Source organism: Lonepinella koalarum (assembly GCF_004565475.1).
GTDB classification, from domain to species: Bacteria; Pseudomonadota; Gammaproteobacteria; order Enterobacterales; family Pasteurellaceae; genus Lonepinella; species Lonepinella koalarum.
This window is the reverse complement of sequence record NZ_SRHX01000008.1, coordinates 58,184-84,868: the sequence shown is the minus strand read 5'-3', so window position 1 is coordinate 84,868 and position 26,685 is coordinate 58,184. Positions and strand designations below refer to the sequence as shown.

The 26,685-nt window shown below is 38.6% G+C and carries 31 protein-coding genes and 1 tRNA gene; 19 read left to right on the top strand and 13 right to left on the bottom strand.

Annotation, left to right across the window (positions count from 1 at the left end; genetic code table 11):
• On the top strand, positions 1-406 hold a 406-nt coding region (locus E0709_RS10160; RefSeq protein ID WP_209300509.1), incomplete at its 5' end, for a YadA family autotransporter adhesin.
• Between the two features lie 104 nt (positions 407-510).
• On the opposite strand, the gene hslO is transcribed toward E0709_RS10160, so the two are convergent.
• Complete coding sequence (hslO, locus tag E0709_RS10155) at positions 511-1,383, bottom strand: Hsp33 family molecular chaperone HslO (protein WP_132302604.1); 873 nt, start codon at positions 1,381-1,383, stop codon at positions 511-513.
• An 86-nt stretch (positions 1,384-1,469) separates the two neighbouring features.
• Positions 1,470-1,898: a ribosome-associated heat shock protein Hsp15 gene (hslR, locus tag E0709_RS10150; RefSeq protein ID WP_132302605.1), complete on the bottom strand. Its 429-nt coding sequence runs from the start codon at positions 1,896-1,898 to the stop codon at positions 1,470-1,472.
• 72 nt (positions 1,899-1,970) lie between these two features.
• Between hslR and nudE the strand changes: the two genes are divergently transcribed.
• The 4 genes from nudE (at position 1,971) to mscL (ending at position 6,591) form a co-directional block, all read left to right on the top strand.
• Complete coding sequence (gene nudE, locus E0709_RS10145) at positions 1,971-2,528, top strand: ADP compounds hydrolase NudE (RefSeq protein ID WP_132302606.1); 558 nt, start codon at positions 1,971-1,973, stop codon at positions 2,526-2,528.
• A 130-nt stretch (positions 2,529-2,658) separates the two neighbouring features.
• Positions 2,659-4,665, top strand: coding sequence for an OPT family oligopeptide transporter (locus E0709_RS10140; RefSeq protein WP_132302607.1), 2,007 nt, complete (start codon positions 2,659-2,661; stop codon positions 4,663-4,665).
• A 75-nt stretch (positions 4,666-4,740) separates the two neighbouring features.
• On the top strand, positions 4,741-6,117 hold the full coding sequence (trkA, locus tag E0709_RS10135) for a Trk system potassium transporter TrkA (protein ID WP_132302608.1): 1,377 nt from the start codon (positions 4,741-4,743) through the stop codon (positions 6,115-6,117).
• Between the two features lie 87 nt (positions 6,118-6,204).
• On the top strand, positions 6,205-6,591 hold the full coding sequence (gene mscL, locus E0709_RS10130) for a large-conductance mechanosensitive channel protein MscL (RefSeq protein WP_132302609.1): 387 nt from the start codon (positions 6,205-6,207) through the stop codon (positions 6,589-6,591).
• 48 nt (positions 6,592-6,639) lie between these two features.
• Here the strand turns inward: mscL and rsmB are convergent, their stop codons facing one another.
• Together rsmB and fmt are read right to left on the bottom strand one after the other, a co-directional pair.
• Positions 6,640-8,010 carry a 16S rRNA (cytosine(967)-C(5))-methyltransferase RsmB gene (gene rsmB, locus E0709_RS10125; RefSeq protein WP_132302610.1) on the bottom strand — a complete coding sequence of 457 codons (1,371 nt, stop codon included), beginning with the start codon at positions 8,008-8,010 and terminating at the stop codon, positions 6,640-6,642.
• Positions 8,007-8,957, bottom strand: a complete 951-nt coding sequence (gene fmt, locus E0709_RS10120) for a methionyl-tRNA formyltransferase (RefSeq protein WP_132302611.1) — start codon at positions 8,955-8,957, stop codon at positions 8,007-8,009. The genes rsmB and fmt overlap by 4 nt, the downstream gene beginning before the upstream one ends.
• Before the next feature lie 171 nt (positions 8,958-9,128).
• Here fmt and E0709_RS10115 point away from each other — a divergent pair, with 171 nt between their 5' ends.
• Positions 9,129-10,625 carry a porin family protein gene (locus E0709_RS10115; RefSeq protein ID WP_132302612.1) on the top strand — a complete coding sequence of 499 codons (1,497 nt, stop codon included), beginning with the start codon at positions 9,129-9,131 and terminating at the stop codon, positions 10,623-10,625.
• Between the two features lie 175 nt (positions 10,626-10,800).
• On the opposite strand, the gene dcuC is transcribed toward E0709_RS10115, so the two are convergent.
• Complete coding sequence (gene dcuC, locus E0709_RS10110; protein ID WP_132302613.1) at positions 10,801-12,150, bottom strand: anaerobic C4-dicarboxylate transporter DcuC; 1,350 nt, start codon at positions 12,148-12,150, stop codon at positions 10,801-10,803.
• Between the two features lie 148 nt (positions 12,151-12,298).
• On the opposite strand from dcuC, the gene E0709_RS10105 reads away from it, so the two are divergent.
• Genes E0709_RS10105 through E0709_RS12425 form a run of 3 tightly spaced genes read left to right on the top strand, consistent with a single transcriptional unit; the run spans position 12,299 to position 14,065 of the window.
• Positions 12,299-12,937: an IS607 family transposase gene (locus tag E0709_RS10105; protein WP_132302614.1), complete on the top strand. Its 639-nt coding sequence runs from the start codon at positions 12,299-12,301 to the stop codon at positions 12,935-12,937.
• Positions 12,924-13,400 (top strand): helix-turn-helix domain-containing protein, encoded by a 477-nt coding sequence (locus E0709_RS12430; protein ID WP_207905256.1) that lies wholly within the window; start codon positions 12,924-12,926, stop codon positions 13,398-13,400. Before E0709_RS10105 ends, E0709_RS12430 begins: the two co-directional genes overlap by 14 nt.
• A complete protein-coding gene (locus E0709_RS12425; protein WP_207905257.1) occupies positions 13,379-14,065 on the top strand; it encodes an RNA-guided endonuclease InsQ/TnpB family protein in 687 nt (228 codons plus the stop codon). Before E0709_RS12430 ends, E0709_RS12425 begins: the two co-directional genes overlap by 22 nt.
• A 245-nt stretch (positions 14,066-14,310) precedes the next feature.
• Here the strand turns inward: E0709_RS12425 and def are convergent, their stop codons facing one another.
• Positions 14,311-14,826 (bottom strand): peptide deformylase, encoded by a 516-nt coding sequence (gene def / locus E0709_RS10095; RefSeq protein WP_132302615.1) that lies wholly within the window; start codon positions 14,824-14,826, stop codon positions 14,311-14,313.
• 161 nt (positions 14,827-14,987) lie between these two features.
• On the opposite strand from def, the gene E0709_RS10090 reads away from it, so the two are divergent.
• Entirely contained in the window at positions 14,988-15,869 is an 882-nt protein-coding gene (locus tag E0709_RS10090) for an FkbM family methyltransferase (RefSeq protein WP_207905258.1), read from the top strand.
• Between the two features lie 55 nt (positions 15,870-15,924).
• Here the strand turns inward: E0709_RS10090 and rplI are convergent, their stop codons facing one another.
• The 7 genes from rplI to nanQ form a co-directional block, all read right to left on the bottom strand.
• A complete protein-coding gene (gene rplI, locus E0709_RS10085) occupies positions 15,925-16,374 on the bottom strand; it encodes a 50S ribosomal protein L9 (protein WP_132302616.1) in 450 nt (149 codons plus the stop codon).
• 15 nt (positions 16,375-16,389) lie between these two features.
• Positions 16,390-16,617 carry a 30S ribosomal protein S18 gene (rpsR, locus tag E0709_RS10080; RefSeq protein WP_005759927.1) on the bottom strand — a complete coding sequence of 76 codons (228 nt, stop codon included), beginning with the start codon at positions 16,615-16,617 and terminating at the stop codon, positions 16,390-16,392.
• A gap of 12 nt (positions 16,618-16,629) precedes the next feature.
• Positions 16,630-16,956 carry a primosomal replication protein N gene (gene priB / locus E0709_RS10075; RefSeq protein ID WP_132302617.1) on the bottom strand — a complete coding sequence of 109 codons (327 nt, stop codon included), beginning with the start codon at positions 16,954-16,956 and terminating at the stop codon, positions 16,630-16,632.
• Entirely contained in the window at positions 16,943-17,323 is a 381-nt protein-coding gene (rpsF, locus tag E0709_RS10070) for a 30S ribosomal protein S6 (protein WP_132302618.1), read from the bottom strand. The genes priB and rpsF overlap by 14 nt, the downstream gene beginning before the upstream one ends.
• 184 nt (positions 17,324-17,507) lie before the next feature.
• Entirely contained in the window at positions 17,508-17,660 is a 153-nt protein-coding gene (locus E0709_RS12325; RefSeq protein WP_153985405.1) for a hypothetical protein, read from the bottom strand.
• A gap of 2 nt (positions 17,661-17,662) precedes the next feature.
• Complete coding sequence (mltF, locus tag E0709_RS10065; RefSeq protein ID WP_132302619.1) at positions 17,663-19,090, bottom strand: membrane-bound lytic murein transglycosylase MltF; 1,428 nt, start codon at positions 19,088-19,090, stop codon at positions 17,663-17,665.
• Between the two features lie 8 nt (positions 19,091-19,098).
• The gene (gene nanQ / locus E0709_RS10060; protein WP_132302620.1) at positions 19,099-19,569 is read right to left on the bottom strand and encodes an N-acetylneuraminate anomerase; all 471 of its coding nucleotides are present in this window, start codon (positions 19,567-19,569) and stop codon (positions 19,099-19,101) included.
• A 192-nt stretch (positions 19,570-19,761) separates the two neighbouring features.
• Here nanQ and E0709_RS10055 point away from each other — a divergent pair.
• From E0709_RS10055 to lipB, 9 genes are all read left to right on the top strand, one after another.
• Positions 19,762-19,838 (top strand) — tRNA-Ile (locus E0709_RS10055).
• Between the two features lie 67 nt (positions 19,839-19,905).
• Complete coding sequence (gene rsfS, locus E0709_RS10050; RefSeq protein ID WP_132302621.1) at positions 19,906-20,214, top strand: ribosome silencing factor; 309 nt, start codon at positions 19,906-19,908, stop codon at positions 20,212-20,214.
• Between the two features lie 28 nt (positions 20,215-20,242).
• Complete coding sequence (gene rlmH, locus E0709_RS10045; RefSeq protein ID WP_132302687.1) at positions 20,243-20,710, top strand: 23S rRNA (pseudouridine(1915)-N(3))-methyltransferase RlmH; 468 nt, start codon at positions 20,243-20,245, stop codon at positions 20,708-20,710.
• Between the two features lie 6 nt (positions 20,711-20,716).
• Positions 20,717-22,714, top strand: coding sequence for a penicillin-binding protein 2 (mrdA, locus tag E0709_RS10040; protein ID WP_132302688.1), 1,998 nt, complete (start codon positions 20,717-20,719; stop codon positions 22,712-22,714).
• Entirely contained in the window at positions 22,711-23,832 is a 1,122-nt protein-coding gene (gene rodA / locus E0709_RS10035) for a rod shape-determining protein RodA (protein ID WP_132302622.1), read from the top strand. The genes mrdA and rodA overlap by 4 nt, the downstream gene beginning before the upstream one ends.
• 53 nt (positions 23,833-23,885) lie before the next feature.
• Positions 23,886-24,374: a septal ring lytic transglycosylase RlpA family protein gene (locus E0709_RS10030; protein ID WP_132302623.1), complete on the top strand. Its 489-nt coding sequence runs from the start codon at positions 23,886-23,888 to the stop codon at positions 24,372-24,374.
• Between the two features lie 19 nt (positions 24,375-24,393).
• Entirely contained in the window at positions 24,394-25,575 is a 1,182-nt protein-coding gene (locus E0709_RS10025; RefSeq protein ID WP_132302624.1) for a D-alanyl-D-alanine carboxypeptidase family protein, read from the top strand.
• 83 nt (positions 25,576-25,658) lie between these two features.
• A complete protein-coding gene (ybeD, locus tag E0709_RS10020; protein ID WP_132302625.1) occupies positions 25,659-25,964 on the top strand; it encodes a DUF493 family protein YbeD in 306 nt (101 codons plus the stop codon).
• Positions 25,965-25,982: 18 nt separating this feature from the next.
• Complete coding sequence (gene lipB / locus E0709_RS10015) at positions 25,983-26,654, top strand: lipoyl(octanoyl) transferase LipB (RefSeq protein ID WP_132302626.1); 672 nt, start codon at positions 25,983-25,985, stop codon at positions 26,652-26,654.
• Positions 26,655-26,685: the final 31 nt, after the last annotated feature.

Sequence of the window (26,685 nt, the reverse complement as noted above, 5' to 3'; positions counted from 1 at the left end):
CGAAGATTCTCATGGTAAAGCAATTAATATTGCGGGTTCTGATGGTTCTTCCCCAACTCGAATTACCAATGTAGCGGCTGGTCAGGCAGATACGGATGCGGTGAATGTGGGTCAAGTGCGTAATGTGGCACAAAATGTAAGCAAACTTGATCAACGTGTATCTAAATTGGATAAACGTATTCGTGGTATCGGTGCCAATGCCGCCGCCGCGTCTTCCTTACCACAGGTTTATATGCCGGGTAAATCCATGGTGGCTGCAGCAGGTGGTGCATACAGTGGCGCATCTGCTCTCGCAATTGGTTACTCAAGAGCAAGTGATAATGGTAAAGTTATTATCAAATTGAATGGTACTGCCAATAGCGAAGGACACTACTCTGGAGGTGTGGGTGTAGGTTATCAATGGTAATCACTTAGAAATAGATAAGTTAATGGCTAAGTTCGGTATTAATAGGACTTAGCCCTTTTAATTTGATAAGAATCTCGTATTGATGTTTGAGATTATATGTAAAACTAATGGTTATTGGCTTTTAATTGATCGATTTTCTCTTTATTAAAAAAATAATGGGTGCCACAACATTCACATTGCATATCAATGCTACCGTGATGTTCAGCTAGAATCTGATCAATTTCATCATCAGAAATTAACATTAATGCCGCTCCGGAACGTTCTGCAGAACAACCGCAATGGAATTTGATGTTCTGAGCAGGATAAATTTCTACGCTTTCTTGGTGGTATAAACGATAAAGCATTTCTTCAGTGGTTAAACCAAAAATTTCTTCATCTTTTATGGTTGCGGTGAGCGTGGCTAAATGCTCAAAATCTTCTGGCGATCCTTGACCGTCAGGCATAATCTGTAACAACATTCCTGCTGCAACTGGTTTGCCATCAAATTCACCAGTACGAATAATTAATTGCGTTTGTAGCTGTTCAGAACGTACAAAGTAATCTTCTAAACATTCAGTAATGGTTGGTTTGTCTAAAGCAATAACCCCTTGATAACGTTCGCCATCAGTTGGGGCGATAGTAATGACTAACACACCTTTACCGATCATCTGGTGTAAGCTCATATCATCAGAAATATCCCCTTGTAAACGAGCTAAGGCACGAATTTGTTGGCTATCTGTACCGTTGACTAACGCCAGTTTAAGAGGACCATCACCTTGAATTTGTACCGTGATATTGCCGTTAAATTTGAGGGTAGCTGTTAATAGGGCGGTTGCAACCAGCATTTCACCTAATAAATTCTGTACCGCAGAAGGGTATTGATGGGTATTTAAAGTTTCACTAAAACTTTGATTTAAGCGTACCCATTCACCACGTACGGCACGATTTTGAAATAAGTAGCGGTAGAGTTTGTCATTGTCTTTTGTGTAATCAGTCATATAATTTCTTATTCCTTAGTAAAAGTGCGGTGTTTTTCGCCGCACTTTGGTTGATCTTGCTCGCTATATGAGGTTAAATCACTTTTTTACAAGGTATCGTCCTGATGCTTAAAGTGAATTAACTCACGACGTTCTTTTTTATTAGGGCGACGATCTGGATGAGGCATAGCGTGCATTTTACGAGCTAGCGCCATTTTTTCTCGTGCTATAACACTTTGTTCCGTTTCGCTATACAGTAATTGCGCTTCGGGCGCACCACGGCGTTGGGTAGAAAGTGCGGTAACGTTTATCTCTTTTTCTTCGTTGCCTTGACGTAATTTAATGGTCGCACCTATTTCCACCGTTTTATTCGGTTTAGTACGTTGCCCGTTGTAATGCACCTTGCCGCCGTCAATCATTTCTTTGGCAAGGGTGCGAGTTTTGTAAAAGCGAGCCGCCCATAACCATTTATCTAGGCGAACATCATCATCTTTCTGTTGTTCGTGCTGTAATTTGGTTGATTTACACTTTGCCATGATTTTCCCTTAAATATGTGATGTGTTTATGGTATCGTGATTATTATTTTTTGTAAAACAAGAGATCATCAAATGAAATTATTTTCTGAAAAAAAATTACCCGAAATTTTGCATATTAGCACTGCTTGCCAATCTCGTTTGTTTACCATTCAAACCGTTGAACTCAAATTCTCCAATGGTATTCACCGCACTTATGAACGTTTTAAGCCGTCTGGGCGTGCGGCAGTTATGGTGTTACCCATTGATGGCGATGATTTGCTAATGGTGCGTGAATATGCGGTAGGCACAGAGCATTATGAACTCGGATTTTGTAAAGGCGGCATGGAACAGGGTGAAACACCAGAACAAAGTGCCAATCGAGAATTACAAGAAGAACTGGGCTTAGGGGCAAAGCAATTTATTCATTTACGCACGGTCTATTCAAATCCGACGTTTATGAAAAATACCATGCATATTTTAATCGCTCAGGATTTTTATTCGTCAAAATTAGACGGAGATGAACCTGAACCCTTAGAAATTGTGCGTTTCCCGTTAAATAAATTAGATGAATTAATCAATAAGCATGAATTTGGTGAGAGTCGAAATTTAGTTGCCATTTATTCTTTACGTGATTATTTGAATAAATTATAAAAAATAATCATAAAACAAGATATTTTATAATAAAACGTGCGTTATTTTATATAACAGTATTTGTGTCTTTCCTTTTGGGGATAAATTGCAGTAAGATAAAAAGGTTTTTTATAATTTAAGGAATAAATTAATGTTAGCAAATCAACAATCATTAAAGGAATTGACCCTTAGGGGGACAATTCTTGGTGCATTAATTACAGTCGTCTTTACCGCATCAAATGTCTATTTAGGCTTAAAAGTAGGATTGACGTTCGCGTCATCCATTCCGGCCGCCGTGATTTCCATGGCAGTATTAAAATTCTTCAAAGATGCCAATATTCTTGAAAATAATATGGTACAAACACAGGCTTCATCTGCCGGTACCTTATCTTCGGTTATTTTTGTATTACCTGCCATGTTGATGTTAGGTTACTGGCAAGGTTTTCCATTCTGGCAAACCTTATTAATCTGTATTTCTGGTGGGGTATTAGGGGTTATCTTTACTGTGCCGTTGCGTCATGTCATGGTGGTCAAAAGTGATTTGCCTTATCCAGAAGGAGTTGCCGCCGCTGAAATTCTCAAAGCCGGTGATGATCATTCTGCGGATAGTGGTATTAAAGAAATTGCGACCGGCGGTGTGATTGCCGCCGTGGTAGGCTTTGTGACGAACGGGTTACGTGTCATTGCTGACGGCGCCAGCCTTTGGTTTAAAGGTGGTAATGCAATTTTCCAAGTACCGATGGGTTTTTCGTTGGCATTATTAGGTGCAGGTTATCTGGTTGGTATCGTGGGTGGTATTGCGATTTTACTTGGGATCTTCATTGCGTGGGGCGTTGCAGTGCCGTATTTTACATCTGCTTCTCCAATGCCAGTAGATGCTGATATGGTCGGTTATGCGGTTGATATTTGGAAAAGTAAAGTACGCTTTATCGGGGTCGGAACGATAGGTATTGCGGCAATTTGGACATTGTTAGTGTTAATGAAACCGATGGCACAAGGTATGATCCAGTCATTCCGTGCGTTAAGAGATCCAAACTTCAAAAATAATGACCGCACTACGCAAGATTTATCACCTAAAACTATGATTTATATCAGCATTGTTTCGGTGGTATTGATTGTATTGGCATTATATAGTTTCTTAGAACCAGTAAGCATTGAGCCTACGGTTGCAATTAGCTTAATTGTAGTTTGTACCCTACTGGCTTTTGTGATCGGTTTTTTAGTGGCTGCCGCTTGTGGTTATATGGCGGGTTTGGTCGGTTCATCATCTAGTCCAATTTCAGGTATCGGTATTATTTCGGTCGTCATTACGGCGATTGTGTTGATGTTAATCGGGTCATCTACTGGTGTATTAGATACGGCTGACGGTCAAAAATTCTTAACTGCATTAACCTTATTTAGCTGTTCTATCGTCATTTGTACTGCAGCGATTTCTAACGATAATTTACAAGATTTAAAAACCGGTTATTTAATTGAAGCCACCCCTTGGCGTCAACAGGTGGCGTTAATTATCGGGGTGATTGTCGGTGCTTTAGTCATTGCGCCAGTGCTGGATATTCTTTATTATTCTTATGGTTTTACCGGTGCAATTCCACGTGAAGGCATGGATCCAAGTCAAGCACTTTCTGCACCGCAAGCAACATTGATGATGACCATTGCCAACGGTATTTTCTCGCATAACTTAGAATGGGAATATATTTTCTTTGGTATCGGTTTAGGCGTAGTATTCATTATTATTGATAGCTTATTAAAAAAATCATCCAATAATCGTTTTGCTTTACCTGCATTAGCCATCGGTATGGGAATTTATTTACCTCCGTCAGTGAATGCACCGATTGTGGTTGGAGCAGTTTTAGCTTGGTTAATTAATCGTCATTTAGACCGTTATGCAAAACGTACGGGTAACAATGCCACTGAAATGAAGAAAAACGCAGAACGTTACGGCACCTTATTTGCTGCTGGTTTAATTGTTGGTGAAAGTTTAATTGGCGTATTACTTGCCTTTATTATTGCTGGCTCGGTAACATCTGGCGGTTCAGATGCACCATTGGCGTTAAGTTTAGAAAACTGGGGGAGTACCGGCGAGATTCTCGGGTTAATGGTATTTACTGCGGGTATCGTGATTTTTGCATTACGTGTACTTAAAGCAAAAAAATAATATAATAAACGCTCTCAAGTGAGAGCGTTTTTGTTTGCATATAACGCTTAGTATTAAACCAAAATAGGAATAACCGTGAAAATAATTATTCTAGGCGCCGGACAGGTAGGAACAACACTGGCAGAGAATCTGGTTAGCGAAGATAATGATATAACCCTTGTTGATAATGAGCAGGAGCGTCTGATTAGCTTACAAGATAAGCATGATCTTCGTGTGGTAACAGGCGCTGCATCATCCCCTAGCGTGTTGCGTGAAGCGGGCGCAATGGATGCAGACTTGTTAGTAGCGGTGACCAATTCAGATGAAACGAATATGGTAGCCTGCCAAATTGCCTATACCTTATTCCATACCCCGACTAAAATTGCACGTATTCGCAATATTGAGTATTTACGGGAAAAAGAAAGATTATTCCAGCCAGATGTGATTCCTATTGATCATATTATCTCACCAGAAAATTTAGTCACCGGAGATATTGTTCACTTGATTGATTATCCGGGGGCATTACAAGTTGCACATTTTGCCAATAAACAAATTAGTGTGGTGGTGTGTAAAGCTTATTATGGTGGTCCGTTAGTGGGTTATGCGATTTCTGCTTTACGTGAGCATTTACCTCATATTGATTGCCGTATAGTGTCTATTTTTCGCCAAGATAAAGCCATTCGCCCTCAGGCTTCAACCATTATTGAAGCTGGTGATGAAGTCACCTTTATTTGTGCGACGGAACATATCAAGGCAGTGATGTCAGAGTTGCAACGTCTAGAACGCCCTTATAAACGAGTGATGATTGCCGGCGGGGGAAATATTGGTTTAAGTGTGGCGCAAAAATTAGAAAACAGTTGCACTGTCAAATTAATTGAACGCAAAGCAGAACGAGCTGCACAATTAGCTGAAAAATTATCTAATACCTTAGTTTTTCATGGCGATGCATCCGATCATGGTTTGTTATTTGAAGAACAAATTGAGAATATGGATGTGTTTATTTCCTTAACCAGTGATGATGAAGCGAATATCATGTCCGCTTTGCTGGCCAAACGACTCGGTGCCAAAAAAGTCATGGTACTGATTCAACGCATGGCATATATCAACTTGATTCAAGGGGGCGGGGTGGACATTGTGGTATCACCACAACAAGCGACTATTTCGGCACTATTAGGACATGTACGTAAAGGGGATATTATTCATGTTGCATCACTTCGTCACGGTACCGCTGAGGCGTTGGAAGCCATTATGCATGGAGATGAAACCAGTTCAAATATTATCGGTCGTAAAATCAGTGACCTAAAATTACCAAATAGCGCCCTAATTGGGGCAGTATTGCGTGGTGGCGAAGTGATTATTGCACGCAAGGATCTGATTATTCAGGAAAAAGATCATGTGGTGGTTTACCTTGCGGATAAAAAACAGGTTTCCGAAATTGAGAAACTGTTTCAACCGACGACACTTTTTATCTAAAAAATAAACAAAACGCTATACAAAGCGTTTAAAATTTATATAATACGCTCTCTTTTAACATTCAACTTAACAACAGGGAAAAGATTTATGAGCTTTATGAAAGAATTTCGTGAATTTGCTATGCGTGGCAATGTCGTGGATATGGCTGTCGGTGTGATCATCGGTGGTGCATTTGGTAAAATTGTGAGTTCGTTAGTTGCTGATGTCGTGATGCCAGTATTAGGTATTTTGACGGGTGGCGTGGATTTCAAAGATTTAAAAATTGTGTTAGCCGAGGCCGTGGGCGAAACCCCAGCAGTCACTTTAAACTACGGTTTATTTATTCAAAATGTATTTGATTTTATTATTATTGCATTTGCTATTTTTATGATGGTAAAAGGCATCAATAAATTGAAAAAACCGGTGGAAGCCGCACCGGCAGGTCCGACAACCGAAGAATTACTTACCGATATTCGTGAGTTATTGAAAAAATAATTTGCCCAGAACGTGAACAAGCCCCGATATATTTTGCGGGGTTTGTTGTTATTTCGCCACTTTGCGTAATTTCGCATAATAAAACCCATCTCCGCCATTTTCTGTTGGCAAAAATTGCATACCGATTTGCTCATCAGCTTGTTCAAAAGGTAATTTTTCGAGTTTTGCATTGTCATTTTTCGCCAAGAAATCCATAATTTGTTGACTATTTTCTTCTGCTAGCACAGAACAAGTGGCATACAATAAGGTGCCATTGGGTTTTAAGGTCGTCCAAAGTGCGGTGAGAATCTGTTGTTGTAATTGTACCAACTGCGGGATGTCCGTTTCCTGACGTAACCATTTAATATCAGGATGACGACGGATCACACCCGTGGCAGAACAAGGTGCATCTAATAAAATTCGGTCAAATTGTACCGCGGTTTGCTTACCTAAGATGGATTTCGCTATCTCCGGCAACCATTGCGTCGGTTGGCGGGCATCACCGCAAATCACTAAGGCTTGTTGCTGTAAACGCGCTAGGTTTTGTTCCACTCGTTTTAAACGGTTTTGTTCCACATCTAATGCCACTACTTTGGCTTGTGGAGCTAATTCTAAAATATGGGTAGTTTTTCCACCGGGAGCGGCGCAGGCATCTAAAATCAATTCGCCATTTTGCCCGCCTAGTAAAATTGCAGACCATTGTGCGTGCAAATCTTGCACCGTTAGCCAGCCGTCAGAAAAGTGAGGCAAATGTTGCACCGCAATAGGGTGAGCTAAACGTAAAGCATGGGGATGATTATCCGCAAAACTGACTAGGTCGGTTTCCGCTAATAATCGCTGCTGATAATCTTTTGCTGTGCAATATTGCGGATTAACGCGAATCCACATGGGGGGTTTTTGATTATTCGCTTCTACAATATCGCGCCAATTTGGATAAGTTTTTTTCAATTTATTTACCAGCCATTCGGGATGATTGGTCTGCCAGTGTTTATCGACTACCGCTAGGATGGTATTTTGTTCACGTAAGAAACGGCGCAATACGCCATTAATTAAACCACGGAAACCCTCACATTTGAGAACTTTAGTCGCATTCACCACTTCATTAATCGCCGCATGAGCAGGGATTCTGGTATAGAGTAATTGATATAAACCGACCAACAATAAACAATGCACAATACGCGTTTTTCCTTTTAATGGCTTATCGACTAATAAGCGAATAATCCATTCTAAACGTGGCAACACTCGACAAATCCCGAAACAGATTTCTTGTAATAACGGTAAATCTTGCGCTTTTAGTTGGTGTTGAATGTCAGGAATTAAAGCCGATAAGGATTTACCTTGATCAAATACTTGCAATATTACTTGTGCAGAAACTGCCCTGACCTCTATTGTTCGGTTTGAAAGTGCGGTGTTTTTTGGCGAATTTTTTAACGTTCTCATAATATATCGCCTATTTTAAACCAGTCTGCACGTCCATTTAAAAAATCTTGTACGGACATCGGTTTTTTGCCTGCTGGTTGCAGTTGGGTAATATTCAACACGCCCTGTGCAGTGGCAATTTGTATGCCTTTTTTATCCACGGTGAGCACAGTGCCAGCGGTTTTATCTTGATGAGGTAATACTTCGGCTTGATAAATTTTTACTCGCTCTTGTACCCCATTGATGTTTAAGGTTAAAAATGCCACGGGAGCTGGATTAAAGGCACGAATATTACGTTCTAACTGTTCAGCGGATAATTGCCAATTTAATTCGGCTTCTGCTTTACTTAATTTTTCAGCGTAGTTTGATTGGCTATCATCTTGTTTTTCAGGTGAAAATTTGCTGTTAGTCAGATTATCTAAAACATCAATTAATGCCACTGGCGCCAATTTCGCCAGTTTATGATACAGTGTCGCAGAGGTTTCTTTGGGTGCAATATCACAATAAACTTTGTGCAACATATCGCCCGTATCTAACCCTACATCCATTTGCATAATGGTGACGCCTGTTTGTTTATCACCCGCCCAAATCGCGCGTTGAATGGGTGCAGCGCCACGCCAACGGGGTAAAAGCGAACCATGTACATTTAAACAACCGAATTTGGGTGCCTGCAAGACGGCTAAAGGTAAAATTAAACCATAAGCCACGACCACCATAACATCTGCATTTAAACTCGCTAATTCGGCTTGTGCGTGTTCTTGACGTAAGGATGTGGGTTGGTAAACCGGTAAATGATATTGTTCAGCAAGCTGTTTGACTGGACTGGCTTGTAATTTCTTGCCCCGTCCTGCCGGTTTATCAGGTTGAGTATAGACAGCAATTATATTGTGTTGGGAATTTAATAGTGTTTGTAGATGTTGTGCGGCAAAATCCGGTGTGCCAGCGAAAATAATATTAAGTTTTTGCATAAGATAAAGTGCGACGCTATGTTGAAAATTTAATGGCGTCAATAATAGCGTTTTCTTTCTATGAGATGCAACTAAATTTAGTCATTTAGTAAAGATAAAATAATAGTTTGGTTTGCACTAAAAGTTAAATAAATATAAACTATTCTCATTAGTAAATATTAAGGATAGACAATGAAGCAAAAACCATTTTTTCGTTCCACTTTAACACTGGCGTTTGTTGCCACATTTCCAACTCTTGCTTTGGCAGCAGAAGAACCTTCGCCAGAGCAACAACAGCTTGAAATTAATCGCCGTTTTGATGACCAACGGATGAGAGATAACAGTTTAGATCAACAAATCCAATTAAAACAAATACCACAGAGCAAGCAACCTGTTCAGCAAACCGAGTCGCATTCTTTATCCATTAGTAAAGAAGAACTGGCCAAACACCCTGAATTAGTGATTCGAGCCTTGATCCCTGCGTTAAGTCAAGGCAAGACGGAAATAGTGGCTATGTTATATCCTATTTATCAGAAAATTGATAGCAGATGGCATGATCCTTTGTTGACGCAGTGGCAACAAGCTATTTTGGCGAAAAAGGAGCGGAATTATAATCAGTCTATCCGCATATACCGCCAGATTTTGGCAGACAGAAACGATATTCTGCCGATCCGATTCCAATTAGCCACGGTATTATTTGAAAATAAAGAATATGATGCTGCTGAAGGGCAATTTGAAAAATTACGTAGTGAAAATCTAACTCCCGCTGTCGCTGGTTTAATTGATGCCTATATTAATGCTATTCACCAGCAGGATCGTTGGAGTTTTGGTGGTGGTTTCACCTATTTAAATGATCCGAATATTAATAACGCTCCAAAATCTGGCACGACCTACGGTAACTGGACGTCACCTAAACGGGAATCGGCACAAGGAGTGGGTTACAATTTTGATGCGAGCAAAAAATGGTCGTGGGGCAATGGGTTTTATCACCAATTAGATCTTTCTCTATATGGTAAATATTACTGGAATAATAAAAAATTTAATGAAATGACCATGCATGAAGGCTTTGGTTTGGGCTATCAAACTGGGCGTTCCGATTTGAGTTTAATCCCTTTTCTGGAACAGACACTCTATGCAGGCGGGCGTGAAACAAGAGAAAGTTTAAAACGTTTCTCTAAATCTGGCGGTAGTACTCTGAGTTTTAGTTATTGGCTTAATCCAAAATGGCAATGGCGAGCGAATTATTTATATAGTGAACAACGTTACACCGAGCGTAAGCATCTCAATGGTAACACCCATTATATTTCCACCGGCTTAAGTTATTTACGCAACGCTCAACAGTATTGGTATATTAATTTAAGCTACAATCGCACCGGCACCCGAGATATAGACGACAGCTATATTCGCCGAGCGATCAATCTAGGCTGGGTACAAGAATGGGGCAAAGGTTTATCAACTCGTGTAAATTTAAACTATGGGAAAAAACATTATAAAGGACCTATGCCAGTTTTTAATATTACGCAACGTAATAAGGAATACGGCGCTGCGGTTTCTGTTTGGCACCGTGCTTTCCATTACAAAGGCATTACCCCACGTTTAACCTATAGTTATCATAAAACCAAAAGTAATCACGTTTTCTATACCTATGATAAACATCAGGTTTATTTAGAGTTAAGTAAACGGTTTTAATTTTTCCTTGTCCCTATAGACTATATAGGGACAAAATTTTCCTACATTTCACCGCACTTTCTCGTTTTCTCTTTGTAAAAAATATCCATTTTTTACTTCAATATCAAAAACGATAGGAAATATATTTAGGTTATGTATATCCATTCATATGAAGTGCGGTGTTTTTCTCAAATTTTTATTGTGGCACAATCCAATGTGTCGTGATCATTACCACCACTAATCCTACTGTCATTGGCACACTGGTGCGTTTTACTACTTCAAAGGGTGAGATATTTGCCATCCCTGAAACCGCCACCACCACACCAGAAACGGGCGACATTGCTCGACCGATATTAGATGCTTGCAACATTGGAATGGTCAGATAAGCGGCATTAATTCCCATTTGACTGGCAAGTCTCGGAATAAGTTCCACAAAGGCATAAAACGGTGCGTTACCAGAACCCGTGGTAATCGCAGCAAGTGCGGTAATTAATGCTAATGCAATCATCATTAACATCCCACCACTACTGAAATTCTGTACCGAATCAATCAGTTCGTGAATAAAGCCGATAGTGCTTAAACCTTGTGCAAATACCCCCGCAGCGACTAACAAAATAACTACTCCGGAAAAGGCATCTGCCATGCCGTGATAAAATGCAGTGAGATCATTTAATACGGTTTTGGCATCAAAAGTGCGGATAAACTCTAATAAACAGGTGATCAGCATACCAATTAAAATAATGGTAATAATATGTAAACTTGGTGCATATTGGCCGGAAAAAATTAATACACCAATCACCGGTAAAAAAGGCAAAATAGCATAGTAATTTGGGACTTTAGTGGTGATTTCCGCCACTTCTAAGGTTTCCACCTGAATATCGGCTTTTCTATCTAAGTAGCGTTGCCAAAAATAATGGCTAATAGCAACGGCAGTGATGGCAACAATGGAAGTGGGTAAAGTCAATTTAATGGCAAAATCTAATAAGGGTAATTGTGCTTTTTCTGCAGCTAATACCACGTCTCCAGATGTTGGCGAAAGAATAATTGAAGACGGTGATGCACAAATGGCGGCGGCAGCACCACGGCTAATCCCGATATTCACCATAATTGGGAAGAGTGTTGCCATTAATAATACCCCAAGTCCTGTGGCGGAAGAAACGGAGAATGTCATGCAACAAGCCACGACATAGGCAAACATCATTAAAATATAGGGGGATTTAATTTTATGTAGTGGACGAGAAATTAATTTTACAACGACATCATTTGCACCAATATGTGACATATATTTAGCAAAGCCACACAATACCATAATTAACATACCCAAATCGCCACCACGATTGAGCAATAGATATTTGACGTATTCCAAAATATCTAAATAGGCGAGACCAGTAGATTTGACCTGTTGGGGTAGAATGGGTTTATCTAACGCGACGCTGAGTAATAATAGCAATAACCCTGTGGATAACAAAACACCAGCAGAGTTATAGCCTTTGATGATGTAATAACCGGTAATGATAATGACACATAATCCGATAAGTAGCTCCATTTTCATCTCCTTTATTTTATTGTAAAAGATAGATGAAAATTATAGCTGAAAGGGGCAAGAAACTGAAAGATAAAATCTATAAAATTCTATAAATATCTAAATAATTTAGTACAATCAGTTCCGTTGATTCTATGCTATAATTTCCAAAATGAACAAACTTCTTTCCATTGGTCAAGCGAGCAAAGTGCTTGGCGTAACCATACAAACGTTACGAAACTGGGATAAAAAAGGCTTGCTTAAGCCTGATGAGTTAACAAAAGGTGGCGATCGCCGCTATAAACTCGAAACTCTCAAAGCGATTAACCATAATATTGTTTTTAATCGTGATGATTTAAAAACCATTGCTTATGCTCGAGTGAGTAGCCACGATCAAAAAGAAGATTTAGTTCGTCAAGTTCAAATTTTAGAACTTTATTGTTCTAGGCAAGGCTTTAATTACGAAGTTATTCAAGATCTTGGTAGTGGAATGAATTACTATAAGCAAGGTCTAACAAAGTTATTAAATCTTATTTTAGACGGAAAAGTTAAACGCTTAGTTCTAACGCATAAAGATAGACTTTTACGTTTTGGTGCAGAATTGGTTTTTTCAATTTGCGAAGCCAAAGATGTAGAAGTAATCATTATCAATAAAGGTGATGAAAATATTAAATTTGAAGAAGAACTTGCAAAAGATGTACTTGAGATTATTACCGTATTTTCGGCAAGATTATACGGTAGTCGTAGCAAGAAAAATAAAAAATTGTTAGATGATATGCAAAAGGTAATGATTGAAAATGTCGGAGAATAATAATATTGTCAGTCTTTCTCATAAGATTGAAATTTATCCGAATAAGAAAGCTAAAACGCATTTTAGAAAAGCGTTTGGCTGTTCTCGTCTTGCCTATAATTGGGGATTAGCCAAATGGCAAGAATATTACAAACAAGGCATTAAAAAAACACATTTAGATTTAAAGAAAGAATTTAATGCGATCAAAAAAACTCAATTTCCTTTTGTGTATGAAGTCAGTAAATATGCCACGCAACAACCTTTCCTTAATTTGAATTTAGCTTTTCAAAAGTTTTTTCGCGATCTAAAACAAGGAAAAGTGAGCTATCCACAGTTTAAGAAAAAACGTGATAATGCTGGGAGCTACTATATTGGTGGCGATCAGGTTGTGTTATCTGACACCAATAAAAATTCTAAAAAATACAAGAAAATCATTACTGAATGTAACGCTCAATATCTAAAGTGCCTAATCTTGGTTATGTGAAACTTAGTGAGCGATTAAGATTTTCAGGAAAGATAAATAGTGTAACCATTAGCCCAAATGGCGATAAATATTATGCATCTTTTAGCATATCCATTGCTAAAGAAAATTATCAATCACAGCCTAAAACAAAACTAGGCTTAGGGATTGATGTGGGATTAAAATCTTTTGTAAGTTTATCTAATGGCTTAGAAATCAAATCACCTAAACCATTAGCTAAACTTGCACGTAAACTTAAAACCAAAAGCAGACAATTAAGTAAAAAACAACACCCAAAAACCAAAGGTGATAAAACGAAAAAGTCGGCGAATTATTTAAAAGCAAGTTTAAAACTAGCCAAATTACATCGGCGAATAGTCAATATTCGCAATGATTTTTTACATAAACTGAGTTCGTCAATCATTAAACAGGCAGATTATATCTGTTTAGAAGATTTAAATGTAAAAGGAATGATGAAAAATCATAAATTAGCGAAGTCTATTGCTGATGTAAGTTTCTACGAATTTAGAAGACAGCTTGAATACAAAGCAAAATATAATGGGAAAGAGATTATTTTTGCAGATAGATTTTATCCAAGCTCAAAAACGTGTAGTCAATGCGGTTCAATTAAAAAAGAATTAAAGTTAAGTGAACGATTTATTGTTGTGAACATTGCGGTGCGAAAATAAATCGTGATTATAATGCTTCAATAAATTTATTACGCTTAATTAAAAAACAAATAGGGCAAGTTCTGCCCGAATTTACGCTTATGGACTTGACGGCAATGCAATCTGATTTAGCAATAAATCAGATTGTAACCAGCAAGGTTGAAGTAGGAATACAACAAAGATCCAATTTATAGCTTTTTGTAGTTATTTATAGGATTTTATAGGTTTGTAAGAACGGGATATAAAACTGCGATCTAAATCACACTTTAAGCATTACCCCGTGCAATTTGTTTTTGTAGTTTGACTAATTTCTCTTTAATGCGGTTACGCTTGAGGGGTGATAAATAATCCACAAATAACACACCATTTAAGTGATCAATTTCATGCTGAATACAAATTGCCAATAACCCATCTGTTTCAAAGATAAATTCTTCACCTTGACGATTCAATGCTTTGACCGTAACTTTTTCTTTGCGAGGCACTAATCCACGAAAGCCCGGAATGGACAAGCAACCTTCTTCAATACCGGCTTCCCCCGAACTTTGTAAAATTTCAGGGTTGATCAACACGATCTGATTGGTCTTGTCCCCATCAATATCGATGGTAATTACACGTTGATGTACATTCACTTGTGTTGCTGCCAGTCCGATCCCTTCATGTTCATACATGGTTTCAAACATATTATCGATAAAGGTTTGTAGTTCGTCATTAAATTCAGTGACAGGTTCTGCAATGGTTCGTAATTGTTCATCAGGATAAATTAATATATTTAATAAGCTCATAATTGTTGAATAATGTTGAATAAAAGAAGTGACCGTATTTTAGCAGATTCATAGAAAAATGGGGCAAAATAAACCGCACTTTGATGGATTATTTTATTCTATTTGCACGTATAATAGCGTAATATAACGACAACGTTGACAAGTATAATATAGGACATATAATGAATGATCAATCAATCAATCAATCAATCAATCAATCAATCAATGAGCCTATTCCTGTACTAAAATTAAGGCATGGTAATTTTAAATTATTACCCCATGATTTAATTAGTTTTTGGGCTAAAGAGTATGGCGAATGGTCTGAGCTTGAAGTGATGTTATTTGGCAAATTGTTGGATCCGCATGCTAATGTTATTGAAGTCGGTTCGAATCAGGGGATGCATGCTGTGCCGATTGCTCAATTTATTGCAAAAGGTAAATTGTTTTGCTTTGAACCGCAACGTATCGTTTTTCAGCATTTATGCTGTAATATCACGTTAAATAATCTGTTAAATGTTTATTGTTATAATCAAGGTGTAAGTGATCAATGTGCAAACACCGAGATTGAAGCATCAGATTATCAAACAGATTGGAATTATGGCAGTTTTTCCATTGATAAAGGATTTAGTACCGAGGGTGAATTTGCTGGTGAAGTGCATCGGGAAACAATATCCTTAATTACCTTAGATAGTCATCCCGAAATTCAGAAACTGACATCATTGCGGTTATTAAAGATTGATGCTGAAGGGTTTGATTTGAAAGTCTTAGCAGGTGCAGAACAGACAATTGCAAAACATAAACCGGTTATTTTTATTGAGGTTCATAGTGATTCTATTATATCTACTAAAAGATACTTGGAATCCATTGATTATTGTTGTTATTGGTTTGTTTCTAATCGTTATCAGAAAAACAATTTTTTTGAAAATTCAAAAGAGATAAAAGGATTAGATACTAATTTTGTTTGTTTTCATCGCACTGTCGTCGAGAATAATGGCGTGCCGGATTATTTAGTAGCAGTGAATGAGGCTACGCTTGATCGGGTACCAATAATGCAGCTAGGATAAGCATGTTGCGATAAAAAAACCCAGCATAGCCGGGTTTTTTGTTCAATCTAAACAATTATTCTGCAACAACAACTACGTTTAATGCTGCGAATACTTCGCCATGAAGTTGGAAACGAATGTCGTGATCACCGATGGTACGTAATGGACCAGTGGATAAACGCACTTCTGATTTTTCTACTTTCACACCCGCCGCGGTTACCGCTTCAGCCACATCACGAGTAGTGATAGAACCGAATAAACGACCACCGTCACCCGCTTTAGAAACGATAGTAACGGATTCTAAGGCAGTGATTTGTGCTGCACGAGCTTGTGCTTCTGCAAGGCTTGCAGCCGCTTTCGCTTCTAATTCAGCACGACGTGCTTCAAAATGTTCAATGTTCGCTTTGGTTGCCATCACTGCTTTTCCTTGTGGAATTAAGTAGTTACGGGCAAACCCAGATTTCACATTGACTTGATCACCTACGTTACCTAGGTGAATAATTTTATCTAAAAGAATGACTTGCATTACCGTTCTCCTTAATTACTGATGATTGTCAGTGTATGGAAGTAACGCTAAATAACGCGCACGTTTGATTGCACGAGCTAGTTGACGTTGATACTTCGCACGAGTACCGGTAATACGGCTTGGGACAATTTTGCCGCTCTCTGTGATATAGTTCTTTAATGTCGCAATATCTTTGTAATCAATTTCTACAACATTTTCCGCGGTGAAACGGCAGAACTTACGACGACGGAAATAACGTGCCATTTGGCTCTTCTCCTAATCTATAAATTCGATTTGCTCGGCATGCAATACTAATTGGTTCAAGCCATTGGCTTGCTTATGGGTACTCAAAAAGCCCACTACCAATAATTGGCTACCGACCGTAATGCTTTGAGTGAGTTGAATTAATTGAGCGCCACTGATTTGGATTGGCATTTTGCACCAAGCTTGACGCTTGAGTCCAACTTCGATTTGTTCGGAACGATGTTCTAAATAAAATCGACAATGTTCAATACCATTTGGGCTTTTCGATCGTTTGGGTAAATCAGCGACAATGCCGATTAACGATAAACGATTAGCAATGTTCAACTTACTCCTCAGCATCCTCAAAATCGTTGGTTTCAACTTCAGCTAAAGCTGGACGGCGATCGTCTTTGGCTTTAACCATTGGGGACGCTTCTGTTACGGCGTGCTGAGTACGAATAATTACGTTACGAAGAATTGCATCGTTGTAACGGAATGTGGTTTCTAGCTCGTCGATGACTTCTTGAGGCGCTTCTACATTCAATAACACATAATGTGCTTTGTGTAATTTGTTGATTGGGTAAGCCAATTGGCGACGACCCCAATCTTCAAGGCGATGAACTTGACCGCCAGCTTCTGTGACAGAACCTGTGTAGCGTTCAATCATACCTGGTACTTGTTCGCTTTGGTCCGGATGAACCAAAAAAACGATTTCGTAGTGACGCATTACTGCTCCTTACGGGTTAATCAGCCTCCGACTGTAAGACCAGTCGCCAATCTTGCGGAAGCAAGGAACGAAAATAGGATACGACTGTAGGGGGCAGATTATACAGCAATATTAGGGGAATTCAAGTAGAAAATGAGTAGAAAAACACCGCACTTTCATTGTATTTAAACTGCGGTGAAAAGAATTAACTTTCTTGTTGCGAATGAAAAACCAACGCATGACGCATTGCAATGTGATGTTTTGACAATCTTAAACGTCGAATACGTGCCGTTCTGCGAATTTGTTCGGCGAAGGATTTATTGGTTTTTTTTAAGTGTGATTTACGTTTTACTGCCATAATTATTCCTTTTCTAGTGGGTCAACCTGTTCGGTTGGTTGATTTTCATTATTTTGATTTTCTTGTACGCGATGGTAATTGATAATACTATTCATATAACGACGGATATTTTCTACATATTGAAAGGCTTCATAGCCACGCGCATAACCATATTTTAAATTACTGTAATAACGTTTTTCGGCGAGTAGCGGTAGATTATTTTTCACATCAGACCACTTATCGGGATCGCCACCTAGATTTTTAGTTAAACGGCGAACATCAAGCAAGTGACCTAACCCCATATTATAGCCTATTAAAGCATACCAGATACGATCTTCTTGCGGAATACTATCTGGTACTTGTGAAATGAGCCAATGTAAATATTCTGAACCGGCTTTAATGCTCTGTTCGGGATCGGTTCGATCGATAATTTTCATGCGTTCCGCTGTGGCTTTGGTTAGCATCATGATGCCACGCACGCCAGTAGGCGATGTAGCATCTTTATCCCAATGAGATTCTTGATAAGCGATGGCAGCAAGTAGTCGCCAGTCTAAATCTCCCTTATATTTCTCAAAAAGTGCGGTGTATTTAGGTAAAATATTTTCAATCGCATTGGTATAAGAACGCATATCTGCATAATCAAATTTAGTAAAGTGATTAAAATATTTTTCTTCAATACGCGCAATTAAACCATTTTCAATCGCACCGTTCATAAAATCTAACAGGGCAGCCTGTAATTCATTATAAGAGCTGTTCGGCAAATACCAATGCACTGTGGATTCATCGGTCACATCAAATGCCACCGCAATTTCGGGTTTCACTTGCTGAATGGCAGACACATCAATAGAATTAGCAATCGTATAAGCAATTTTGCCATCTGCAACTTGTAACAATAATTCTTCTTGATTTTCTTTCTTACTCACTGACCACGTTAATTTGGGATTGCTGGCTTGCTTTTCTTGTAAAATATTATCTAATTCTGATCCGCTGGCAATCACTAACGAGCCTTTTAATTGATTTAATGAATTCGGACGAGGTTGCCCTTTGCGATAAACCAGTTGCCAAGAGGCGGAATAATAGGATGGACCTAGCTGAAAAGTATCTACTTTTTGGGGTTGATACAACAAATTAGCGGCTGCAATATTAATTTCATGTTTACTTAATGCATCAAATAGTGCAACACTATTTTCCAAAGGTTTTATTTCTAATTCTACCCCGAGATAATCCGCAAAGGCTTTACTTAATTCATACTCTAAACCACTTTGACCATTACCATCAATAAAATAAGAAACCGGATTGTTGACGGTGCCAACCACCAAGGTTTTATTTTTCTGAATATCCATATAATGATTGGCTTCGGATCGCATTATTTGTTGCCAAGGGAAAACCATATCGATTGCCCACAACAATAATGCGATACTCGCTACAATACGTAAGAATAATCCTTTCATTTAAAATATTAAAGTAATTTAACCGGCACTTTGACCACGAGTTTTTTTAATTTAGCCACTTTACCATCAACATTTACGCAAGGTTTATGCGGTTCGTAAGGTAAGAAAACAACAAACATATTGGGACGCATCAGAATAGTGTTTTTGTCAGCGAATTCACTCGCGGTTAGCTGATAATCGTCATCAGCATGGTATTCTTCATACAAGGATAGATCCGGTGTAGCAATACCATATTCAATATTTTCTGCGCCTTCAATTAACAGTTGCACATCAATGTAATCATGGTGTAATTCCACCTTTTTGCTATCTGATGCACCTGTTTCTGGCGACATCACGTTCATATAAATGTCGTCCGTTAAATCGTGGCGACCATTTTCTAATTCCGCCAAATTCAAGGTTTTTAAATGTTCGCATACATCGATGATAACTTTTGGTAAGCCACGAGCATAATCTAGGTTAGTTAAATTGCCAATAAACATTATGGTTCTCCTTAAGAAGATAAAAATGACTATTTTTTACCGCGTTTTGGGTATATGACGGAAATCATACTACAATCATTTATAAAATTGCTAAAAATTCTGCAAATAGTACAGAATATTTTTGAAAAACTAGACTTATATCACAGTTTTGCATATAATCACCGCACTTTACAATATTCAACTAATAACCATGCCCCCTTAGCTCAGTCGGTTAGAGCAGGCGACTCATAATCGCTTGGTCACTGGTTCAAGTCCGGTAGGGGGCACCAAACATTTCCTATCCTGTCAATCCTGTGTTAAAATTTATCATTTTAATATAACTGGACAATATATATCATGAAATTAACGGATTTTTTAATTAATAAATTAGATGATTTAAAAGCGACTGATATTCAAATGATTGATGTGAGAAAGAAATCATCGATTACCGACGATATGATTATTTGCACCGGAACTTCAGGTCGTCACGTAGCATCTTTAGCCCAAAAACTCATTGACGAAACTAAACAAGCTGGTTTTGAGAGTTTTGGTGAAGAAGGTAAAGCGACCGCAGACTGGGTAGTCGTCGATTTCGGACAAGCTATTGTGCATATTATGCAAGCAGATAGCCGTGGGCTTTATCAACTTGAGAAACTTTGGGCTTAAAAAGTTAGCAAAAATTGACCGCACTTTTATGAAAATACAACTGATTGCTGTTGGCACAAAAATGCCAGATTGGGTCAAAATAGGCTTTGAAGAATATCAACGCCGTTTTCCTAAGGATATGCCATTTGAATTGGTCGAAGTGCCTGCCGGAAAGCGTGGTAAGAATGCGGATATTAAGCGTATTTTAGAGCAAGAAGGTAAGGCAATGTTAGCAGCTTGTGGTAAAGGAAAAATTGTCACTTTGGATATTCCGGGCAAATCTTGGACCACATCGCAATTAGCCGCGCAATTAGAGAATTGGAAAAATGACGGACGAGATATTTGCCTGTTGATCGGTGGTCCAGAGGGGTTATCGCCGGAATGTAAAGCACTTGCTGAACAAAGTTGGTCATTGTCGTCATTGACATTACCTCATCCTTTGGTGCGAGTCGTCGTGGCTGAAAGCCTGTATCGGGCTTGGTCATTAACCACTCATCATCTCTATCATCGTGAATAAATGGCTATGCATTGGTTAACTCAATTATTCTCGGCTTTATTTGCTAAACCACGCCACGAACCGATTCGAGATAATCGGGCAGAACGCAATTTATTTGTGCGTCGGGCGTTGATCGCTTTTATCGGTACGCTAGTATTAGTTGCCGTGTTGCTGACAAATTTATATCATTTGCAAGTGGTGGATTTTGATAAATATCAAACACGTTCGAATGGTAATCGAATTAAATTATTACCCGTTGCCCCCACGCGTGGTTTGATTTATGACCGTAATGGTACCTTATTGGCAGAAAATCTGACGTTTTTTGGCTTATATATTGTGCCAGAAAAAGTGGAGGATTTAGACCGCACTTTTGCAGAATTACGCATGGTGGTGGGATTAACGGATGAAGATATTGAACAATTTAAGAAAGAACGTCGTCGTTCAACCCGTTATACGCCGATTCTTTTAAAACCGAATTTAAATGAAGAACAAATAGCTCGCTTTGCGGTGAATCAGTATAACTATCCAAGTGCGGATATTCGACCTTATTTTAAGCGGAATTATTTATATGACGAAGCCATGACCCATATTTTAGGCTATGTGTCGAAAATTAATGATAAAGATGCGGAACGACTAAAGAAAGAAGAAAAAGATGCAAATTATGCCGGCACCACGGATATTGGTAAACTGGGGATTGAACGTTATTATGAAGATGAATTACACGGTAAACCGGGTTATGAACAGGTAGAAATTAATAGCCGTGGTAAAGTGATTCGTAAACTGAGCGAGCAACAACCGATTGCGGGCAAAAGTATTCATCTCACCATTGATTTGCCGTTACAACAATTTATTATGGATTTGTTAGGTAAGCAAAAAGGCTCGGTGGTGGTGTTAGATCCGAAAGATAGCGGTATTTTGGCGATGGTATCTAGTCCGAGTTATAACAATAATTTATTTGTAGGCGGTATTTCTGGCGCAGATTATAAACGTTTGTTAGATGATGAAGATCGTCCGTTATATAGTCGCGCAACACAGGGAGCTTACCCGCCGGCTTCTACGGTAAAACCCTTTATTGCTGTAGCAGCGTTAACTGAAAATGTGATTACCTCTGGTACCACAGTTTTCGATCCAGGTTATTGGATGTTGCCAAATAGCACCAAAAAATTCCGTGACTGGAAAAAATCGGGGCATGGTAATACGGATTTGCAAAAAGCGATTACTGAATCTTCTGATACTTATTTTTATCAAGTGGCTTATAAATTAGGTATTGATCGTTTATCCGAGTGGATGAAAAAATTTGGTTTTGGTATGCCGACGGGAATAGATATTAAAGAAGAAACTGCGGCGATTATGCCTGATCGTGAATGGAAACAACGGCGTTATAAAAAACCTTGGGTAATAGGTGATACCATTCCAGTGGGGATTGGTCAAGGCTATTGGACGGCAACACCATTACAATTAGCTAAGGCGCTTGCTGTATTAGTCAATAATGGTCGAGTAAATACGCCACACTTAATGAAAGAAATTAATGGTTCATCGCTAGAACGTTATAAAGATCCGCTGTTATATGAAGATATTACGGAGCCGACAGAAGGTGCATGGACAGCGGCTAAACGCGGTATGTTTGGCGTGATTCATGGCGCATCGGGAACGGGTCGTAAGGCATTTGCTGGAGCGGCTTATGATGCCGCGGGTAAATCGGGCACAGCTCAGGTGTTTAGTTTAAAAGAAGGGCAAAAATATGATGCACGTAATTTAAAAAAATTCTTGCATGACCATGCTTGGTTTATGGCTTATGCACCTTATGATGATCCTAAGGTAGTGGTGGCAATGATTTTAGAAAATGCTGGTGGCGGTTCGAGTAATGCGGCACCCATCGTGCGTCAAGTGATGGATTATTATTTATTACAACGTTTACCAAGAATTAATCAACTACAACAATCCGTTGCACCTGATAATGCCGAACCGAGTATTAATGCTGAAAGTGCGGTGCAAAATGCAACAGAAATAGAGATGACAGAATGAATGAGAAACCATCATTAATTCCTAGCTTATGGGGAAAACTGCACCTTGATTTTTGGTTATTAATCGGCTTGCTCGTGATTTCAGGTTATGGATTATTAGTACTTTATAGTGCGTCTGGTGGCAGTGAAGTGATGTTTCGTAGCCGTGTCATTCAAGTGATTTTAGGTTTTGTAGTGATGTTTATTATGGCACAGCTTCCCCCACGATTTTATCAACAAATTGCGCCTATTTTATATATTGCGGGGGTGATTATGTTAGTATTAGTGGATTTAATTGGAACCACCAGTAAAGGAGCGCAACGTTGGTTAGATTTAGGGGTCGTTCGATTCCAACCATCTGAAATCGTTAAATTGGCGGTTCCGCTGATGGTGGCGGTTTACTTGGGAAATCGACAACAGCCGATTAATTGGAAAGAGACTTTAGTCGCTTTTATGATGATTATTTTTCCCACCTTATTGGTTGCTATTCAACCAGATTTAGGCACCGCTATTTTAGTCAGCGCATCTGGTATTTTTGTGTTATTCTTAGCCGGTATGAGCTGGTGGATTATTTTAACTGCGGTGTTAGGGCTGGCGGCATTTATTCCGATTATGTGGATTTATTTGATGCATGATTACCAACGCACAAGGGTGTTAACCTTGTTTGATCCTGAAAAAGATCCTTTAGGTGCGGGTTATCATATTTTGCAATCAAAAATTGCCATTGGTTCGGGCGGAATATGGGGCAAAGGCTGGATGGAAGGTACCCAATCTCAGTTAGAATTTTTACCTGAACCGCATACGGATTTTATTTTTGCGGTATTAAGTGAAGAATATGGTTTAATTGGTGTGTTAATTTTATTGACCATTTATTTTTTCATTATTAGCCGTGGATTGGTTATGGGGGCTCAAGCAAGAAATGCTTTTGGGCGTATTTTAACCGGGGCAACTTTTTTAATTTTTTTCGTGTATATTTTCGTCAATATTGGCATGGTGAGTGGCATTTTACCCGTTGTGGGTGTGCCTTTACCACTGGTGAGTTATGGCGGTACATCCTTTGTTGCATTAATGGCTGGATTTGGCATCGTGATGTCAATTCATACTCATAAAACGAAAACTCTTTATGGGGAAGGGAACTAAATCCCTTTTAAGTGACTCTATATAAAATGGTATTTAATAAAATTGAGAGATTTATGCATAAATTTAAACTATTATTAGCAATCTGTTTAGCGTTTTTTTTAACCTCTTGTACATCTTCTGCGCAAGCGACAAAAAGCACGCCTACAGTAAATTTAGCTAAGATCGCAAAGATCAATGATAAAAATATTTATACGGTGAATGGTAAAAAATATACCAATATATCTACTGGATCAGCACATTATGAAAAAACCGGTAAAGCCAGTTATTATCACCAAAAATTTCACGGTAATCGTACTGCCAGCGGTGAAATTTACAATAGCACAAAATTAACCGCTGCACATAGGACATTACCGATAGGCACTCATGTATTAGTGACGAATTTAAAAAATAATCGTCAAGTAGTGGTGAGAATTAATGATCGTGGACCTTTCACCAAATCTAGAGTGATTGATTTGTCTCGCTCGGCTGCATCACAACTTGGCATGATTTCGTCGGGAGTGGCAAATGTGAAAGTGGAAAAATTACACCTAGTTCGAAATTAAATATTAAAGGAGTATTAGTATGTTAAAAAAGTTAACCCAAAAAACAAAAATAGCATTGGCTGCCAGTTTATTATCCTTATCATTTACTAGTGTGGCTGATGTGGATTTTGGTATTAGCCCACCACAAATTAATGCTCAAACCTATATTTTAATGGATTATCATTCAGGTGCTGTGTTGGCAACCTTAAATCCTGATCAACGTCAATACCCTGCGTCATTAACCAAAATGATGACCAGTTATGTGGTGGGGGATGCGATTAAACAAGGTAAAATTAGTTCAACAGATACGGTGACTATCGGTGAAAGTTCATGGGGGAAAAATTTCCCCGGTTCATCACAAATGTTCTTAAATTTAAATCAACAGGTTTCTGTTTCCGACTTAAATCGTGGGATTATTGTGGTGTCGGGCAACGATGCTTGTGTTGCCATAGCAGAACACGTGGCTGGTTCAACAGATAAATTTATTGAAATGATGAATCAATATGCGGAACAGTTTGGTTTGAAAAATACCCATTTCACTACACCACATGGTTTAGATGATCCAAATCAATATTCATCTGCCCGCGATATGGCGATTATTGGTGCGCATCTTATTCGTGATTTACCTGAAGAATATAAAATTTATGCGGAAAAGGATTTCACGTTTAATAAAATTAAACAACCGAACCGCAATGGTTTATTGTGGGATAAAACGATTAATGTGGATGGTATAAAAACCGGACATACGGATCAAGCAGGCTATAATTTAGTGGCTTCTGCCATAAATAATAGTGAAATGCGGTTAATTTCTGTGGTCATGGGCGTAGCGACGTATAAAGGTCGTGAGGTGGAAAGTAAGAAATTATTACAATGGGGTTTTAATAATTTTGAATCCATAAAAACCTTACAAGCCGATAAGGCTATCGAAGAAAAATCGGTTTATTATGGTGATGAAAATAAAGTCGCTGTGGGGGTGTTACAAGATGGGTTTATCACCATTCCAAAAGGTCGCCAAACGGATCTAAAAGTGCGTGTTGAATATGACGGCAAAGGACTTGAAGCACCGTTAGTGAAAGGACAAAACGTTGGTAAAGTAATTTATCAATTAGACGGTAAAGATATTGCGACGGTTAATCTTCAAGTGATGAAAGATGTGGGTGAAGCCGGTATCTTTGGGCGTGCTTGGGATTGGCTAATTTTGACAATTAAAAGTTTGTTTTAAAGAATAAAATAAGAAAAATTTATGAAGAATCTACCGCACTTTGATGTAAGTGCGGTGCTTTTTTTTAAAATTTAAGGAAAAATATGACCGATATTAACGTAAAAGAAATTAATTTAGCCGATATTCCCCAGCAACAATTAAAAGATTTGTTAAACTTCCCTTGCTCTTTTACTTTCAAAGTAGTGGGGAAAAATCGTCCAGACTTAATGGATGATGTCGTCGTCGTAACACAAAAATACGCCAAGGGGGATTACAACCCACGCCAACACATTAGCTCGAAAGGTACTTATAATTCCGTATCTATTGATATTATTGCGGAAAATATTGCGCAAGTGGAAACCCTTTATGTGGAACTAGCAAAAATTGATGGTGTGAGAATGGTGCTATAGATTTAGTGGAGAAAAAGGATGAATATTCCATTAATTATCCGTCAACTTGGCAGACAGGATTATCAAGATGTTTGGCATCAAATGCAGGCATTTACTGATCAACGTGATGAAAATACTGCGGATGAAATTTGGCTTGTACAGCATAATCCGGTTTTTACCCAAGGGCAAGCCGGTAAACCTGAGCATTTATTGCAAACGAGCAATATTCCCGTGGTACAGTCGGATCGTGGTGGACAGATTACTTATCACGGACCGGGGCAACAGGTGATGTATGTATTGATTGATATTAAACGTCACAAAGCAGCGGGACGAGATCTTAGCGTTCGTCATTTAGTTACTGCTTTAGAACAATCTGTCGTAAAAACTTTAGCAGATTACAGCGTACAAGCCTACCCTAAAGCAGATGCCCCCGGTGTATATGTGGATTGTCAGGGTATTGAGAAAAAAATCTGTTCTCTTGGTTTGCGGATTCGTAAAGGTTGTTCCTTTCATGGTTTAGCGTTAAACATTAAGATGGATTTGCAGCCGTTTCACTATATTAACCCTTGTGGTTATGCTGGGCTGGAAATGTGTCAATTAGCAGATTTTATTGATCCTACAGATGCTACCTGTGAGAAAGTTGCGCCAAAATTAGTTGCACACTTTAGCAAAATTTTAGGCTATAATATGCAACAAATTTTTAACAATTAAACTTTTGTTTAAAATAGATGATAGGATAGTA

Excerpts from the sequence above, each read along its gene's own strand:
- hslR (WP_132302605.1), bottom strand. The coding sequence starts at position 1,898 with ATGGCAAAGTGTAAATCAACCAAATTACAGCACGAACAACAGAAAGAT.
- E0709_RS12430 (WP_207905256.1), top strand. The coding sequence starts at position 12,924 with ATGTCGGAGAATAATAATATTGTCAGTCTTTCTCATAAGATTGAAATT.
- E0709_RS10140 (WP_132302607.1), top strand. The coding sequence starts at position 2,659 with ATGTTAGCAAATCAACAATCATTAAAGGAATTGACCCTTAGGGGGACA.
- rlmH (WP_132302687.1), top strand. The coding sequence starts at position 20,243 with ATGAAAATACAACTGATTGCTGTTGGCACAAAAATGCCAGATTGGGTC.
- mscL (WP_132302609.1), top strand. The coding sequence starts at position 6,205 with ATGAGCTTTATGAAAGAATTTCGTGAATTTGCTATGCGTGGCAATGTC.
- E0709_RS10115 (WP_132302612.1), top strand. The coding sequence starts at position 9,129 with ATGAAGCAAAAACCATTTTTTCGTTCCACTTTAACACTGGCGTTTGTT.
- dcuC (WP_132302613.1), bottom strand. The coding sequence starts at position 12,150 with ATGGAGCTACTTATCGGATTATGTGTCATTATCATTACCGGTTATTAC.
- rplI (WP_132302616.1), bottom strand. The coding sequence starts at position 16,374 with ATGCAAGTCATTCTTTTAGATAAAATTATTCACCTAGGTAACGTAGGT.
- E0709_RS10090 (WP_207905258.1), top strand. The coding sequence starts at position 14,988 with ATGAATGATCAATCAATCAATCAATCAATCAATCAATCAATCAATGAG.
- rsmB (WP_132302610.1), bottom strand. The coding sequence starts at position 8,010 with ATGAGAACGTTAAAAAATTCGCCAAAAAACACCGCACTTTCAAACCGA.
- priB (WP_132302617.1), bottom strand. The coding sequence starts at position 16,956 with ATGCTGAGGAGTAAGTTGAACATTGCTAATCGTTTATCGTTAATCGGC.
- rpsR (WP_005759927.1), bottom strand. The coding sequence starts at position 16,617 with ATGGCACGTTATTTCCGTCGTCGTAAGTTCTGCCGTTTCACCGCGGAA.
- E0709_RS10105 (WP_132302614.1), top strand. The coding sequence starts at position 12,299 with ATGAACAAACTTCTTTCCATTGGTCAAGCGAGCAAAGTGCTTGGCGTA.
- ybeD (WP_132302625.1), top strand. The coding sequence starts at position 25,659 with ATGACCGATATTAACGTAAAAGAAATTAATTTAGCCGATATTCCCCAG.
- nudE (WP_132302606.1), top strand. The coding sequence starts at position 1,971 with ATGAAATTATTTTCTGAAAAAAAATTACCCGAAATTTTGCATATTAGC.
- E0709_RS12325 (WP_153985405.1), bottom strand. The coding sequence starts at position 17,660 with ATGGCAGTAAAACGTAAATCACACTTAAAAAAAACCAATAAATCCTTC.
- E0709_RS10025 (WP_132302624.1), top strand. The coding sequence starts at position 24,394 with ATGTTAAAAAAGTTAACCCAAAAAACAAAAATAGCATTGGCTGCCAGT.
- fmt (WP_132302611.1), bottom strand. The coding sequence starts at position 8,957 with ATGCAAAAACTTAATATTATTTTCGCTGGCACACCGGATTTTGCCGCA.
- hslO (WP_132302604.1), bottom strand. The coding sequence starts at position 1,383 with ATGACTGATTACACAAAAGACAATGACAAACTCTACCGCTACTTATTT.
- mrdA (WP_132302688.1), top strand. The coding sequence starts at position 20,717 with ATGCATTGGTTAACTCAATTATTCTCGGCTTTATTTGCTAAACCACGC.
- rsfS (WP_132302621.1), top strand. The coding sequence starts at position 19,906 with ATGAAATTAACGGATTTTTTAATTAATAAATTAGATGATTTAAAAGCG.
- mltF (WP_132302619.1), bottom strand. The coding sequence starts at position 19,090 with ATGAAAGGATTATTCTTACGTATTGTAGCGAGTATCGCATTATTGTTG.
- rpsF (WP_132302618.1), bottom strand. The coding sequence starts at position 17,323 with ATGCGTCACTACGAAATCGTTTTTTTGGTTCATCCGGACCAAAGCGAA.
- rodA (WP_132302622.1), top strand. The coding sequence starts at position 22,711 with ATGAATGAGAAACCATCATTAATTCCTAGCTTATGGGGAAAACTGCAC.
- nanQ (WP_132302620.1), bottom strand. The coding sequence starts at position 19,569 with ATGTTTATTGGCAATTTAACTAACCTAGATTATGCTCGTGGCTTACCA.
- lipB (WP_132302626.1), top strand. The coding sequence starts at position 25,983 with ATGAATATTCCATTAATTATCCGTCAACTTGGCAGACAGGATTATCAA.
- E0709_RS10030 (WP_132302623.1), top strand. The coding sequence starts at position 23,886 with ATGCATAAATTTAAACTATTATTAGCAATCTGTTTAGCGTTTTTTTTA.
- def (WP_132302615.1), bottom strand. The coding sequence starts at position 14,826 with ATGAGCTTATTAAATATATTAATTTATCCTGATGAACAATTACGAACC.